Raw genomic sequence first — 13887 nt, 5'->3', positions numbered from 1 at the left:
CCGGTTGCAAGATCGGACAGGGACGGCGCCCGGGCGGCGGATGCTTGGCGGTATCGAGGCCGCCCGGGGGCCGGTCAGCGACGCTTGGCGTCGGAGGCGAGCAGGGAGCGCAGGACGACCGCGCAGACGGCGACCGAGGCGCCGGTGACGGCGACCGCCAGGAGCAGGGAGACCAGGACGGCTCCGAGCACCAGGACGACGGCCGTGCCACCGCCCACGAGGGCGAGGACTGTGCCGGGGGTGAGGTGGACCGTGGGCCGGGACGGCGTCGGAGCCGTCGAGGCGACCGGCGGGGTGCCCGCGTTCGGGGTGATGGCGGTCGGCTCGACGACGGCCGGCGGTGTGCCGAGAGCAGTCGGCGTGGGCATGGTGGGGATCTTCGGGCGGAACATCGGTCTTCTCCTCTCGCGGGCTGGTTACTTGACGAGGGCGTTGATGGCCGGGGCGAGGACGCTGTCCGCCAGGAGGAAGCCGCCGAGCAGGAGGACGGCGATGAGCCAGGCGGGCGGGCGGATGAGCTTGACGCCGAGGTAGCCGACGACGAGGAGCGCGAGCCAGAGCGGAACCTGCATGGCGGATGTCTCCTAGCGGATGCGGCAGCGGTGGGTACGGGCGGCGAGCTGGGCCGCGGACTGGCTGGAGTAGTCGGCGGACCAGCCGCAACCGTCGGAGCTGCACACGGCGGCGTGCTTGGTCTGGCCGTTGCGGTCGCGGTGCGTGCCGATCTGCACCGGGCCGATGCGCATCACGGAGTGGAAATGGTCGCGGGCAGGCATGTCAGTCGGTCTCCTCTCGGGTCGTCGCCGGGGCGGGGAAGCCGGCACGGATGTCGGCAGCGGTGGCCGGGTCGGCGGTGAGGCGGGCGGCTTCCTCGGCGAGCAGGTGGGCGGGGAAGGGCCGGTTGGCGGCGGCCATCTCACGGGCGCCGTCGAGGTAGTCGGAGGCGGTCAGCTCGGCCGGGTCACGGATCACTGGTCTTCCTCTCTCGCCGATCAGGCGAGGTGGGAGGCGATGGCGTCGGCGAGGTGGGGCGGGACGCCGAGGCGGGAGCGCAGGGTGTCGGGGTCGATCGGGGCCCCGGTGCGAGCGCGGTACTCGTCGGCGACTTTGCGGGCGTGGTCGACCAGGACGGCAGGGACCTGAGGAGCGGGGGCCGGGGCGGGAGCTTGGTCCGAAGGGGCGGGGGCCGCGTCAGGGTCGGGCACGGCTTCTGTGGCCGAAGCGGCTTCGGCGTCCGGTGCCTGCTGCTGGGCTGGGGGCTCGGCGCCCTCCGCCTCCGCGACGGGTGCCGACGGCAACGGCTTCGACTCCATAGCCGACGAGTGAGCGAGGAGCGTGCCGCCGAGGAAGGCAAGAGCAGGCCATCCGGCGATGCCGAGGCGGAGCAAGGCGGGCGGGTCGGTCAAGTCGAGGAACCCGGCGGTGGCGACGTTGGCACCGAGCGAGGCGCAGAGCGCGACCAGGAACCAGCACCAGGCCAGCTGGGACGGGCCCTCACTGCGCAGACGCCGCCAGGCGGCCACCAGGAGCAGGTCGACGCTGACCGGGTAGGCCCATGCCTTCCACCCGTTCTGTCCGGCGGCGGAGGCCAGGTCATGCAGGTGAGCGAAGGACAGGGCGCCAGCAATGACGGCTTGGACCAGGACCGCGTCGACGCGGAGGCCGTGACGGGCACCCATCAGGAGTCACCCGGGTAGGCGGGGCCGCCGTCGGGGTCGTAGCCGTCCGGGAACACGCCGGGCGGCGGCTCGGGCAGGGAGGCGGCGAGGGACGGACTGACGGCTTCGACGAAGTCGAGGTCGGCGCCGTTCGTGTCTGCGTAGAGGGCGAGTTGACCGAGCAGGAGCACGGTCCGGGCGAAGTCCTCGCAGTTCGGGCACACGGCGGGATCTCCCTTCTTTGAGCATGGCGGGGTAGGGACTTGGCGCGAAGGCGGTCGCGCCGACCAGTGGGGATGAGAGAGGGATCAGACGGTGGCCGAGGGAGCAGCCTTGGCCAGCGACATGGGAGCGGCAGCGGAGGCGGAGAAGACGGGCCGGAACGGAGCCAGCTCGGGCAGGTTCGGGGTCCGGTCGGCATGCCCGTTGCAGATGTTCACGGCCTGCCTGAGCGACGTATGTGGGGCGCGGATGCGGTGCCACCCTCCGGACGAGTCGCCCGCGATGGCGAGCCCCCGCATCTCCGCCGGGATCTGGATGGCGGCGAGGACGGCGTCCGGGGCGATGTCGCCGAAGGCCATGTTGGCGGAGGTCTCGTCGTTGACGCGGTGTGCGGTACGGCCGGTGAGCTGGGCTCGGAGCATGGTGATTCCTTTGCCGAGTTCGGAGCCGAAGCGCTGCCCGCAGATTTCGAGGTAGATGCCGGCCGCTCGGCCGAGCTGGGCGAGGCGGACCAGGGCGGTGATGATGCGGTCCCGGCGCTTCTCCTGCTCCTTGTTGGCGTACAGAGCGAGTTCGGCAACCTCGTCGACCAGGACCACGACCGGGGTCGGGCGCAGATCGGCCGACAGGTCCCAGATGTCGGCGGCGATCTCCGCGTCCGGCACGTCCGCGGCGATGCGCTGCTGAGCCCGGATGACCTGATAGATGCGCTCCATCCGGATCACGAGGGCATCTAGCACGTCGGCAGCGGTGTCGGGGTTGTCGGCCAGCGCGGAGAACCGGCGGGCCAATGGGAACAGCTCAACCCCCTGCTTGCAGTCGATACCGACGAGGGCGACGTCCATCGGGGCGAGTCCGGCGACCAGGTTGCGTTGGTAGACGGACTTGCCGGACTCCGTGGCTCCGAGGGTGAGGGCATGGGGTATCGCCCGGTAGTCGCGGTAGTGCACCGAGCCGTCCTGCCTCAGGGCGACCGGTACCCGCATCGGCCGGGTGTCGGTCTTGGCCGGCATCTGCACCCGCTTGAGCACGTCGTAGCCGGTCATCCGCACCTCCACGACGCCGGAGCGCAGCTCCCGCGAGGTCACGCCGTACATCGAGAAGGAATGCCGGAGCCGGTCCGAGGCCGCAGCGATATCGAAGGCGTCCTGCCCAGGCCGGAGCTTGAGCCGCAGGACCAGGCCGGTACGAGTCGGCCGCAGCCGCAGAATGCGCGGGGCACGTGGTCCCGGTATCGGCCGGTTGGTGGCACGGGCGAGGGCGAGCCGCCACCGCGCGGGCGGAACGGTCAGCCCGCACGCGTCCATGACGGAGCCGTACCGGACCAGGACCCGCACCACGGCCAGCGTCACCCCGAAGGTCAACCAGTACCAGGCGGGGCGCCGCCACCGCAGAACACCTACGGCGGCGGCGACCAGCACCAGGGCGACCGTTAAGACGGTCATGATCAGGCCGCCTTGGGCCTTGCGGCGGCGTCGGCGAGCGAGGTGACCGCGACCGCGCGGAACGCGATGCCGTGCCGCTTCTGGCCGTTGAAGTCGTTCTCCCAGGACCGGGCGATCAGGCCGGTGAGCGCGACCGGCGTGCCCATGGCCAGCTCGCCGGTGATGCCGGGTTCCGGGACGGTGATGGAGAGGATCTCCACCTCCTCGTTCGCCGCGAACATCACGTCGACCGTCATCAGCTTGGCCCCCGTCTCGGCGTCCGTGGCGATCTCACCGGTACGGCGGTCACGGACCTTGACCTGCGGAGACTTGGCGACCATCACAACGGCGCCGGAGGTGTCAACGGGGATCTGACGCACAGAAATCACTCCTCTATAGATGCTGGACTCCGCCACTCATGTACATGAGTGACAGGAAGAACAGTGCCTGACTCCTATACATGAGTCAACCCGCCACGGAGAAGAACTCGTGACGGGTGGCAGAGAGTTGAGTGCGCGTCAGTCGACGGCAGGGATCCGGTACTCGAAAACGAACTGGTCAGCAGCCATGAGGGTGTCGCACACCTCAACCACGAGACCCGCGGTCGTACGGGCTTCCCGGATCAGGTGAACCACGGGTGCCCCCGGGCTCAGCGCCAACTCTGAGGCCTCCGCCTTGGAGGTCGGCCGCGCTTGCAGTGTCTCGACGAACTCCGCGAACTCGTGTCCGTGTTCTTCGAGTCGGGCGTAGATGCCACCGCCGCCGGGGTTCTCGGCGAACAGCTCCGGAATGTCCTTCACGACGCCCCAAGGCAGATACGACGTCGCGGTCTCGACCGGGGTGCCGTTACGGAAGTAGAGACGCCGGCGAGCCAGCACCTGCGTACCGGCTGGGATCCCGAGTCGCCGGGCGGCGTCCTCCGGCGCCTCCATGGGCCCGATGTAGAGAACGCTGACCTTTGCGGCGGCGCCGGACTGGGCGGACTCCGCGAGGTACGCCGCCTGCCCGCCCTGCCGGAGCGAGCGCCGGAAGCGGTCGGAGGAGCGGTGCCGCACAGGAGGCCGGTTTTTCACGATCGAGCCCTTGCCGTGCCGGGTCTCGACCAGTCCACTGGCCCGCACCTCGACCATGGCCTTACGGATCGTCCCGCCGGACACGCCATAGCGCTCGACCAGCTCAGACTCACTCGGCACCATGTCGCCAGGCTTGAGAACCCCTGCCCGGATCTGTTGCACGATCTCGTCCGCGATCTGCACGTACCGAGGTCCGGACCCGACCCCTCCAGCCGCAGTTCCCATAGTCCTTCCCTGCCTCCTATGCTCCTCTACATGAGTCAATCACAGGAAGCAAGGCCGTCCCCCTTGCACTCCGTGTCCGTGGCCGGAGTGGTGGTACGCGAGGACGGCCGCCTCCTGGCGATCCGCCGAGCCGACAACGGCACCTGGGAGCTCCCCGGCGGCATCCTCGAACTCGACGAGACTCCCGAGGCCGGCGTAGCCCGCGAGGTTCTGGAGGAGACAGGCATCCACGTCGAGGTGGACGAGCTGACCGGCGTCTACAAGAATCTCACCCGCGGCATCGTGGCCCTGGTCTTCCGCTGCAAGCCCTCCGGCGGCACCGAGCGCACTTCGAGCGAGTCCACGGCGGTTTCCTGGCTCACGCCCAACGAGGTCAGCGAGCGCATGTCCGAGGTGTTCTCGGTCAGGCTTCTGGATGCCTTGGACGGCAGCGGTCCCCACGTACGCAGCCACGACGGCAAGCGCCTCATCGCAGCGGGATAAAACCTTCTCTCCTTCATCAAGGCGGCTCGCTCCGCTCACCGCGCGCGGCCCGGCCCCCGGCCGGGCCTGCGCTCCTGTCTCCGCCCCGCTCCAGCCCGGCCGGCGCCCGGGCCGCACACTGAAGAATCGATTAACGCGAGATCCTCTGAACGGGCACGCTTCGATGCCAAGGTCCGAAGGGGACCTGCACTACGCCCCTCGGATCACGTGGATTGCGCCGATACTTAGAGTCACATTCCGCCTGCCCCAGACCCCGGCAAAACTACGCGCTGCTACTCAGGATCGTTAAGACTCTTTTCCAAAGCGCAGAATAGAGAATCGAGACTGGTGGCCTGCTGCGAGTGAAAAGCGCCTTTCGGGTTAGCGGCAATAGCCCTTGCAACGATCCCCTTTGCGTTCAATTCAGCCTCCCTGTCGAAAATTTTCCCTTGCCGACGAAAGGTGCCATCGAGGCGCGTGCTCCATTTAGCGCGACCCTTTTTGAATTCATCAACATCTAGGGATACGCCAAAAAATCCCTCTACCTTCGCTTTGTACAGGTTGACAGGAATGAGGTCTTCAAACTCAGATTCTTTCATTGAACGCACGGTCGCATACGTCTCCTCGTGCACAGCGAGTAGGCCGGCTTCTTTCGCTCGACTTCCCGCCTCTCGGCCAGCTTGGTCATGATCCAGAAAGACGTGGTACTTACAAAGCTGTTGCCTCAAACCATCCAACTTGGGCAGCAGATTACTGACGCCTCTTACCTGTTCAATCGCCAAGGACCCCGAGGAAAGGTGCCGGGCAAGTGAAGGACGATGCTCGGCAATCAACGAACTGAGCGCGAGACAATCATTTTCACCCTCTACAACCAGAACCACATTGGCTGACGCAAGATTATCTGAGGCCCGCACACCCAATACTTCTCTGAGCTCAGAAAGTGTTTTCGCTGGGCGTGCTTCATTGGCGTGAACGATCACATTTTTGGAGATATGAAATCGATCAACCAGAAGCGGACTGTGTGTGGAAACGATGACCTGGCTTCGCCCTCCCCCTGTAGCTGCGATATCGTTGACTACCTGACGCAGCCCGTGTACTGCTTTTGGATGCAGATGCGCTTCTGGCTCCTCAATCACAAGGACGGTTGCCTCTCCTTGCCTCTTAGATATCGTCCTTGTGGGGGTTCTTGCAGCGGAGAGAGCGGCAAGGCTTTGCATTCCATGCCCCTTATCCCGCAAATCAGTTTCCACGCCGTCGTCCACCATGACCCGAAGAGTATCTACGATACCGCTCAAGAAATCATCCGGCGAGAATTCGATCCGAGCGCTCTCGACCTCCGGCAAGAAACTCTTCATGGTGCTGCTTAGGGCTTCACTCACAGGCTCCAATGAGCGACTAAGCGCCTCTGTCAGCCGGAGGGTCAGATCTCTGTACTCCGCGCGCCTTAGAACTCTTTGAAAATCTCTCGCCACTAGATCCCGAATTACGCGAGTGGCGTCGTCTGCTGTCCTCGCAGCCGCGATGTACTCCACTTGGATATAGCGCTGAAAAAGTCTGCGCATCGCTAATCCGTCGAGCGCGGCAGACGGACTGCCAGACTGCACTTTCACGCTGCCCCGACGACCCTGCAAAGTGACCCTAATTTGCAGCTCTCCCCGCCACGTTGGAGGCTTATAAAATCTCGTATGGTCGAGCCCGTCATTTTCGGTGGATGTACTAGACTCTTCACCAGCTAGCCAGTAGTCAATAGTGGTGACCCCGTCAGGCTCGCCTTGCAGGCTCTTCGGATAATCGTCGTACCAATTGTAAAAATCGGTAAGGCGCGACCTGGAGGATTCCATGAATTCGCCACTGGTGCTAATCGGGATGCGCTCCAGGATACGTCCGCCGAGCGCAAACGCCCGAAGCAGGTTTGATTTTCCTTCATTATTGGGACCAACTACTACCGTCACATCCCCCAAGTTAATCCTTGGAGTTTGCAGAATGGACCGGTAATTCTGCACCGCGAACCCATTAATTCTCACACCCACCCCCATTGCGAGCCGAACAACCGTTATAGCATAAGAGGGCTACGCCGCTCATGGGTTAGGTTACTTTGTATCTTTTGGCTGGCCGGTCGTACCTGGCTTCGGCCCAGAATAACCAGCCGATAGCGTGGCTCGCACCGGTGGGGGTGCAGCGAGGCACACGCGCACCTAGGCGGCCGGCTCCCCCGCCGTCGTGGCTGACTGTCGTCGGCTGAGGTGCATACGGGCCCATCGATGGTGCCGACCGTCAGTTGAGCGCGGTGCTGGCGTGTGGGTGGGGCGGATGCCGGAACGCGCGATGCTCTCCGGCACATCCTCCTGGCGGGCGCGGGCCTGTCCGCAGAACAGGACCAGTGCGTGAAGAACTTTGCGCCGGTCGTCCTCCGGGAGGCCCTCGAGCCACTCGACGCCCTCGGCCGTGGATCTGAGCCTTTGGGCGAGCTCGTTCAGGATCACCGTGTGCGCGTACAGCACCAGATCCGGGGCTCCCAGCTCTGCCAAGGGACCTTCGAGGTGAAAGGGCCGTGCCATACGCGTGCCAGATCGTGCGGGGAACCACGGGGAACAGCGGAGACCGGCCACAGGTTCGACCAGGGCTCCAACGGCGCCCCGCCGCAGATCAGCGCAGCAACTGCCGCTAGAAGGCCCAAGCTTCCCAAGCTCAGGGCGCTCATCCCGTTTCCGCCGACACGGCCTCTGGATACGAGCCTTCTGGCCAGTTGCACGTGAACCGTGGCCGCGTGCAACTGGCCATGGCCGGGGGTCATCCCAATCCGGCACGTTCCTTCGCCGATGCTTGCCGGGGCGTCGGGTGGTCCAGGTGGACTACCACGGTGGTGTAGAAGCGGTGCACAGCGTCGTCGACGCTCCGGATGAAGCCGGATTCGGCGTTACCTCGGCTGCTCCCCATGCTCTTGAACAGGGACAAGCGGAAGCCAGTGATGTGGGTGTCGTTGTTCTTCGGGAGCATGTCCGCCGGCTCCGGGCGGAGCCGTTCCAGCGTGCCCCGTGGCCCCCCGGACTCTCCTTCGACCAGGGTTTCGATGTGGAGGTCTGCCGGTGCCTCGGCCAGGCGGCGGATGAGGCGTTTGGCCCACGTCAGCGGGTATCCCTGCTCGGGCGCGGGGATCTCGATGGAGGTGCGGAGCTTGCCGGTGCGCAGGTCGGCGCTGATCGCCAGAATTCCGGGCGCGCCCTCGATCCGGAGCTCGGCCTGAAGTCTGCCGTCGAGGCAGAGCTGATCGGCCAGGCGGCTGCGGCGTGCTTTCGGATCGGCTCCACGCTTGGCGCGCTGGACGGGCAGTACCTTCTGCCCGAGCTCGCCACCGAGGCTGAGGCAGATCTGGCGGATGAGCCGCTCCCAGCTCTCGACCACGTCCAAAGCGCGCGGGTCGCCCTGGCACAGGGTTTCGTCGTCTATTCCGTTGCGTACGGGGACCCAGGCCGATCCCATGTTCTGGAAGCCGTGGCAGCCGGAGTTCTCATGTCGCAGGTAGTGCAGCAGTTCCTGGAGCAGCCAGGCATGTGCCTTGTCTCCGACGCCCTCGTGCCGGATCAGCATCTGTGCCTGGCGGGTGACTTCGGCCCAGGACAGGTGCCAGAGAGCCACCTTGTGCTTGCGCCGGCCGTCGATCTTGACGTCGACGAGCGGGCTGCCTTCAAGCGCAACGTCGTTCGACAGTGTGATCACGGCCTCGTAGCCACGGCGTGCGGCGATGTCCACGTATGCCTGCACCTGCTCGGGCTTGAGGTCGTTGCCGTTGGTCTTGGTCTCCACCAGCGCGGTCCACAGTTTGCCTGCCCGCTCGACACGGATCACCCCGTCGGGGCGTCGCGGTGTATCGCCGTGCGGCAGGGAGACCTCGGTAAACGTCTCCATACGGCCCGCCGGTGCTCCGAACGCCGCCGTGAGTCTCCGGCCGAACTCCGGCACCTGCGCCATCACCGACAGCAGTACGGACGTGGCACGCATCTCCCGGTCCCGGTCACTCTTGAGCACCGAAACCGGAAAGAGCCTCGCCTGTTTCCAGGACTCATTGTCCGCCAGAGACTTCCTAGCCACCCGGGGCACCGTGACCTTCTTCTTCGCGGTGCGAGGCCGCGCCCCCTTTTTCGGCCCCACATCGTCGCCAGGCGGGCGGGGAGCCGGAACAGGGCCTGGCGCAACTTGTTGTCCCTGCTCAGCGGCTGGAGCCGGAACTGCCGTTTCGGCCTGCAGGCTGCTCTCTGCGCCATTCAGCGCTTCCTCTGCGCCCGCGTCGTCATCGATGTCCACGCCGAAGTCAGTCGCCAAGCCGGCCAGACCGGTGTCGTAGCCCTGTCCGACGGCACGGAACTTCCACTCTTCCCCACGCCGGTACAACTCGCCGAAGATGATCGCGCTCACCGTGCTGGCGTCTTCGATGGCGAACCTCAGGAGGCTCTCGCCGCCCCCGTCGGCCAATGTCACCTTCAGATCTTCCAGCTCCCCGAAGCCGGCTCCCTCGTAGCGGCTTGCCGCCACGACGATCCGGTCGATGCCGGAGGGCACCGCGGCCAAGTCGAAGCTGATCCGGTCCTCGTCGCCGCTCTCCGTCGGCGTCTTCCCCAGCAGTTGCACACTCCCGTCAGGGGCAACGGGGTTGTTGTAGAAGTAGAAGTCGCCGTCACTGCGTACCTTGCCGTTCGCATCCAGCAGCAGGACGGAGACGTCCGCATCGCCTTCGCCGGTCGGGCTGACCCAGCTCAAACTGACGATCACCGATCCGGCGTTCTCACTCAGGGCTCCCAGCGCCACGTTCGAGCCCTTGACCATCTCATGCATGAAGCCCCCCAGATCTCGCAACTCGGGTACTTGGCTGCCCCCACCCGGGCCGCCCACCCCGCGCCGTCGGCGTGTGACGTACGGCACAACGAGAGACTGTAGTACCCGATGAAGGGACCGTGGGAGCGTCCGAAAACAACAAGCGGCGAGAACCGATTGCCAACAGAGCAGCTCGCCCAACACAGTTGGAAGGCGCGTGGGGCTTGGCAAGGCTGTCACACGCAGTGTTGTACAAAGGCACCCCGCAACTGACCATGGCTCACGGCACTTCCAGAAGCATGAAGGAGAGCCCATGGCGGACAAGGAAACGGCGATCCGTGCCCTGGCGCAGCTCGCCGACCACGTGCACTGGGTACGGCAGTGGCCCGATAAGCCGACGTGGCGCGATCGGCTCCGCCGATGGGCGGACCCCGAGTCCTACCGCTTCGACCGGACTGCCGCCCCTCCGAGACCCTGGATCGACCGCCCCGCCGGGCACTATGAGCGGACAGGTTGGCGCATCCGAGCCGCCTATTTCAGATCCGACCTGGCTTTCGAAGTCGAGTACGTGGTCTGCGATCTTTGCCAGATCGGCTGGGTGGAATCTCCTCACTCCTATGAGGGCTACAAGCGCTGCGGCCTCGCCTCAGCTGCCCTCCGGTCTCTGCGCCACGCCTACCCCGGAGTCCAGTGGCACACAGGGGGCGGGCACTTCCGCGAGTCCGAGCCCTTCTGGGATTCCGTTAGCGTGGACGTTCCCGGCGGCTATACCCAGCAGGAAAGGTGTGAGCACGTGGAACCGTGGCGAGCGCAGTGAGCGTGAGCGCGAACCGACTCCAGGAGCCTCAGGTGAATCAGTCTGGTGACTGCGTACCGCACCACAGCCGCACCAGAACGAGTGGGGAACAGCGGGGAATTACGGTGAAAGTAAGCGCCGTCGACGAGGCAACAGTCCGACCGTTTGCCCAGGTCAGCAGCCAAGCTGACCACGAATGATCGCAGCTTCCCAAGCTGAGGGTGAGCCCTGCCTACGGCATCGGTCACCCCGGTCCAGGTTCTCTCATCTGGTCGATGGTGGAACCGCTCGGGGTGGCTTGGGCGTTTGGGCTGTGTGAGTGGGGGTTGTGTTCTTAGGCTGGGTCACCTGTAGCCAGAAGACCGGGGGGTCAAGTGAGCACGGAGATTGTGCAGTTAGTGGAGCAGACGGGGCCTTATCTGTCGACTGCGGTGAGCGCGTACGGGGTGGCGGTGTTCTCCCGGGCAGAGAGCGCGGCGGTGGATGCCACGGCGAATCTGGGGCGGCGGATCCTGCAAGCGGTGTGGCGCCGGCGTGGCGAGCAAGGCCGGGCGGAGCTGGAGGCCGCGGTCCAGGACGCGGCCGAAGCGCCGGACGATGCGGACGCGGCAGCCGCTGTGCGCCAGCAGATCAAGCGCGCTCTGCGTGAGGATGCCGAGTTGCTGGCCGAGCTGGCCCGGATGCTGCCCACGGGCGCGGAGACGGTGAACGTGACGGCGTCTGGCGAGCGATCGATCGCCGCGAAGACCATCGGCACGGCCGTCACCGGAGACCACACGACGATCCAGCCATGACAGACGGTGCGGTAGCCGGGGGCGGCGGTCTGCAGGCGACGGGTGCGCGGTCCATGGCGGTGGGCGGCGATGTCGGTGTGGCGATCACCGGGGACGGGGCCCGGGTGGTGATGCTGCCGGCCGAGGCGGTGCGCTGGGCCAGGGAGGTGGAGGCGCCGCCGGGAGCTGGGAATCTGCCCGGGTCCGCGTCCGGGGTGTTCGTCGGACGTCAGGACGAACTCGCTGAGCTGCGCCGGCTGCTGGCCGACGAGGGGGAGGCCGCCGTCACGCAGGTCTCGGGGGTGCGGGCGGTCCATGGGCTGGGTGGGATCGGCAAGAGCACGCTCGCTCTGCACTACGCCCACACCTTCCGGCGTAGGTACACGCTGGTGTGGTGGATCAACGCCGCGAGCACCGAACAGATCGTCACCAGCCTGGCCGCTCTGGCTGTGCGGTTGTGCCCGCAGTGGGCGGCATCTGCGGGGGTCCAGGAGCGGGCGGCGTGGGCGATGTTGTGGCTGCAGTGGCATCCCGGCTGGCTGCTCGTGTTCGACAACGTCGAAGACCCCGCCGACCTGCGCCACTACCTCGGCACTCTCCCGGACGGGCAGCACCTCGCCACCAGCCGCACCGCGACAGGCTGGCACACCATCGCCCCCACCATGTCCCTGGGCCTGCTGGATGCCGAGGCAGCCGTGGACCTGCTGTGCACCCTCGCCCTCGGAGCAGAGCATGTCCCCACGCCGGCACAGCGCGCGGGTGCCGCAGACCTTGCCGCCGACCTCGGCTACCTGCCGCTGGCGCTGGAGCAGGCGGGCGCCTACCTGTTCGAGACCGGAACCTCGCTGGCCGACTACCGGAAGATGCTGGGACGCGTCATGGATGCGTCCACGGGCGGGATCGACCCTGAACGCACTATCGCCCGCATCTGGCACCACACCCTGGCCGCCGTCGAACGCCGCAACCCGCAGGCTGTCACCCTGCTGAATGCCATGGCCTGGCTGGCCCCCGCGGGCATCCCCCGCACTCTGCTCGCCCCGCTCTGCCCCGACTCGCTCGCTCTCGGCGAGGCCTTGGGCACGCTGTACGCCTACAACATGATCGCCTACAGCGCCGACCGCCAAGCCATCAGCGTCCACCGTCTCGTGCAGATTGTCCTGCGCCACCAGCCCGCCGACTTCGACAGCTACCTGCCCGGCCGGCGAGACGCCGAACACCTCATCCAGCACGCCACGTCGGGCGGGGACACGGACACCTTTCAGTGGGAACAGCTCCTGCCTCACGTCGTCGCAGTCGCCGACTCCACACCGTTCCATAGCCCGGCATCGACCGACACCGCCAACGTCTATCAGGCCGTCGCCCAGTATTTGTCCTGGCAGGGACGCGACGCCCACACCATTCCCCTGCGCACTGCCGCCCTAGCCCACTGCGAGCAGGTCCTGGGCGACACCCACCCCGACACCCTGACCAGCCGCAACAACCTCGCCAGCGCCTATGAGTCGGCGGGGGACCTGGGACGGGCCATCGCTCTGCACGAGGCCACCCTCGCCCAGTGCGAGCAGGTCCTGGGCGACACCCACCCCGACACCCTGACCAGCCGCAACAACCTCGCCTACGCCTACCTGGCGGCGGGGGACCTGCAACGGGCCATCTCCCTGTTTGAGGCCACCCTCGCCCAGTGCGAGCAGGTCCTGGGCGACACCCACCCCGACACCCTGACCAGCCGCAACAACCTCGCCGGCGCCTATGAGTCGGCGGGGGACCTGCAACGGGCCATCCCTCTGTACAAGGCCACCCTCGCCCAGCGCGAGCAGGTCCTGGGCGACACCCACCCCCAAACCCTGACCAGCCGCAACAACCTCGCCAGCGCCTACCAGGCAGCCGGGGATCTGGGACGGGCCATCCCTCTGTACGAGGCCACCCTCGCCCAGTGCGAGCAGGTCCTGGGCGACACCCACCCCGACACCCTGACCAGCCGCAACAACCTCGCCAGCGCCTATGAGTCGGCGGGGGACCTGAGGCGGGCCATCGCTCTGCACGAGGCCACCCTCGCCCAGCGCGAGCAGGTCCTGGGCGACACCCACCCCCAAACCCTGACCAGCCGCAACAACCTCGCCTACGCCTATGAGTCGGCGGGGGACCTGAGGCGGGCCATCCCTCTGTACGAGGCCACCCTCGCCCAGCGCGAGCAGGTCCTGGGCGACACCCACCCCGACACCCTGACCAGCCGCAACAACCTCGCCGGCGCCTACCGGGCGGCGGGGGACCTGCAACGGGCCATCTCCCTGTTTGAGGCCACCCTCGCCCAGTGCGAGCAGGTCCTGGGCGACACCCACCCCCAGACCCTGGCCAGCCGCAACAACCTCGCCTACGCCTATGAGTCGGCGGGGGACCTGAGGCGGGCCATCCCTCTGTACGAGGCCACCCTCGCCCAGCGCGAGCAGG

At 66.7% G+C, this 13887-nt stretch carries 16 protein-coding genes; 4 read left to right on the top strand and 12 right to left on the bottom strand.

Features of this window, described 5'->3' with window-relative positions; genetic code table 11:
• Nucleotides 1-74 precede the first annotated feature (74 nt).
• From ACF073_RS12345 to ACF073_RS12305, 9 genes are all read right to left on the bottom strand, one after another.
• Nucleotides 75-392, bottom strand: coding sequence for a SpdD-like protein (locus tag ACF073_RS12345; RefSeq protein ID WP_392069015.1), 318 nt, complete (start codon nt 390-392; stop codon nt 75-77).
• 24 nt (nt 393-416) lie between these two features.
• Nucleotides 417-572, bottom strand: a complete 156-nt coding sequence (locus ACF073_RS12340) for a hypothetical protein (protein ID WP_101417603.1) — start codon at nt 570-572, stop codon at nt 417-419.
• A 12-nt stretch (nt 573-584) separates the two neighbouring features.
• Nucleotides 585-776 carry a mobile element transfer protein gene (locus ACF073_RS12335; protein ID WP_356131067.1) on the bottom strand — a complete coding sequence of 64 codons (192 nt, stop codon included), beginning with the start codon at nt 774-776 and terminating at the stop codon, nt 585-587.
• A 1-nt stretch (nt 777) separates the two neighbouring features.
• Entirely contained in the window at nt 778-972 is a 195-nt protein-coding gene (locus ACF073_RS12330; protein ID WP_392069012.1) for a hypothetical protein, read from the bottom strand.
• 20 nt (nt 973-992) lie between these two features.
• Nucleotides 993-1679 (bottom strand): DUF2637 domain-containing protein, encoded by a 687-nt coding sequence (locus tag ACF073_RS12325; protein ID WP_392069011.1) that lies wholly within the window; start codon nt 1677-1679, stop codon nt 993-995.
• Nucleotides 1679-1882 carry a hypothetical protein gene (locus ACF073_RS12320; protein ID WP_392069009.1) on the bottom strand — a complete coding sequence of 68 codons (204 nt, stop codon included), beginning with the start codon at nt 1880-1882 and terminating at the stop codon, nt 1679-1681. The genes ACF073_RS12325 and ACF073_RS12320 overlap by 1 nt, the downstream gene beginning before the upstream one ends.
• 84 nt (nt 1883-1966) lie before the next feature.
• Entirely contained in the window at nt 1967-3325 is a 1359-nt protein-coding gene (locus ACF073_RS12315; RefSeq protein WP_392069007.1) for an FtsK/SpoIIIE domain-containing protein, read from the bottom strand.
• A 2-nt stretch (nt 3326-3327) separates the two neighbouring features.
• The gene (locus tag ACF073_RS12310) at nt 3328-3684 is read right to left on the bottom strand and encodes a hypothetical protein (protein WP_392069006.1); all 357 of its coding nucleotides are present in this window, start codon (nt 3682-3684) and stop codon (nt 3328-3330) included.
• 138 nt (nt 3685-3822) lie between these two features.
• Complete coding sequence (locus ACF073_RS12305; protein ID WP_392069004.1) at nt 3823-4602, bottom strand: GntR family transcriptional regulator; 780 nt, start codon at nt 4600-4602, stop codon at nt 3823-3825.
• Nucleotides 4603-4620: 18 nt separating this feature from the next.
• On the opposite strand from ACF073_RS12305, the gene ACF073_RS12300 reads away from it, so the two are divergent.
• Nucleotides 4621-5085 (top strand): NUDIX hydrolase, encoded by a 465-nt coding sequence (locus ACF073_RS12300; protein ID WP_392069002.1) that lies wholly within the window; start codon nt 4621-4623, stop codon nt 5083-5085.
• Nucleotides 5086-5357: 272 nt separating this feature from the next.
• On the opposite strand, the gene ACF073_RS12295 is transcribed toward ACF073_RS12300, so the two are convergent.
• From ACF073_RS12295 to ACF073_RS12285, 3 genes are all read right to left on the bottom strand, one after another.
• Nucleotides 5358-7016: an ATP-dependent endonuclease gene (locus tag ACF073_RS12295; protein ID WP_392069000.1), complete on the bottom strand. Its 1659-nt coding sequence runs from the start codon at nt 7014-7016 to the stop codon at nt 5358-5360.
• Nucleotides 7017-7259: 243 nt separating this feature from the next.
• Complete coding sequence (locus tag ACF073_RS12290; protein ID WP_392068998.1) at nt 7260-7622, bottom strand: DUF5958 family protein; 363 nt, start codon at nt 7620-7622, stop codon at nt 7260-7262.
• A gap of 232 nt (nt 7623-7854) precedes the next feature.
• Complete coding sequence (locus ACF073_RS12285; RefSeq protein WP_392068997.1) at nt 7855-9894, bottom strand: TerD family protein; 2040 nt, start codon at nt 9892-9894, stop codon at nt 7855-7857.
• A gap of 292 nt (nt 9895-10186) precedes the next feature.
• On the opposite strand from ACF073_RS12285, the gene ACF073_RS12280 reads away from it, so the two are divergent.
• The 3 genes from ACF073_RS12280 to ACF073_RS12270 form a co-directional block, all read left to right on the top strand.
• Nucleotides 10187-10690 (top strand): hypothetical protein, encoded by a 504-nt coding sequence (locus ACF073_RS12280; RefSeq protein ID WP_392068995.1) that lies wholly within the window; start codon nt 10187-10189, stop codon nt 10688-10690.
• A 353-nt stretch (nt 10691-11043) separates the two neighbouring features.
• Complete coding sequence (locus tag ACF073_RS12275; protein ID WP_392068993.1) at nt 11044-11463, top strand: hypothetical protein; 420 nt, start codon at nt 11044-11046, stop codon at nt 11461-11463.
• A partial coding sequence (locus ACF073_RS12270) for a tetratricopeptide repeat protein (RefSeq protein ID WP_392068991.1) occupies nt 11460-13887 on the top strand: 2428 nt, incomplete at its 3' end. The genes ACF073_RS12275 and ACF073_RS12270, both read left to right, overlap by 4 nt.

It is taken from the genome of Streptomyces sp. NPDC015171 (assembly GCF_043079545.1).
Lineage (GTDB): Bacteria > Actinomycetota > Actinomycetes > Streptomycetales > Streptomycetaceae > Streptomyces.
The sequence above is the reverse complement of the archived record's forward strand: the minus strand, read 5'-3'. Positions and strand labels throughout refer to the sequence as shown.

What these genes read in the sequence shown, in the direction of transcription:
- ACF073_RS12340 (WP_101417603.1), bottom strand. Translation starts at nt 572, where the DNA reads ATGCAGGTTCCGCTCTGGCTCGCGCTCCTCGTCGTCGGCTACCTCGGC.
- ACF073_RS12335 (WP_356131067.1), bottom strand. Translation starts at nt 776, where the DNA reads ATGCCTGCCCGCGACCATTTCCACTCCGTGATGCGCATCGGCCCGGTG.
- ACF073_RS12345 (WP_392069015.1), bottom strand. Translation starts at nt 392, where the DNA reads ATGTTCCGCCCGAAGATCCCCACCATGCCCACGCCGACTGCTCTCGGC.
- ACF073_RS12285 (WP_392068997.1), bottom strand. Translation starts at nt 9,894, where the DNA reads ATGCATGAGATGGTCAAGGGCTCGAACGTGGCGCTGGGAGCCCTGAGT.
- ACF073_RS12280 (WP_392068995.1), top strand. Translation starts at nt 10,187, where the DNA reads ATGGCGGACAAGGAAACGGCGATCCGTGCCCTGGCGCAGCTCGCCGAC.
- ACF073_RS12300 (WP_392069002.1), top strand. Translation starts at nt 4,621, where the DNA reads ATGCTCCTCTACATGAGTCAATCACAGGAAGCAAGGCCGTCCCCCTTG.
- ACF073_RS12290 (WP_392068998.1), bottom strand. Translation starts at nt 7,622, where the DNA reads ATGGCACGGCCCTTTCACCTCGAAGGTCCCTTGGCAGAGCTGGGAGCC.
- ACF073_RS12325 (WP_392069011.1), bottom strand. Translation starts at nt 1,679, where the DNA reads ATGGGTGCCCGTCACGGCCTCCGCGTCGACGCGGTCCTGGTCCAAGCC.
- ACF073_RS12305 (WP_392069004.1), bottom strand. Translation starts at nt 4,602, where the DNA reads ATGGGAACTGCGGCTGGAGGGGTCGGGTCCGGACCTCGGTACGTGCAG.
- ACF073_RS12315 (WP_392069007.1), bottom strand. Translation starts at nt 3,325, where the DNA reads ATGACCGTCTTAACGGTCGCCCTGGTGCTGGTCGCCGCCGCCGTAGGT.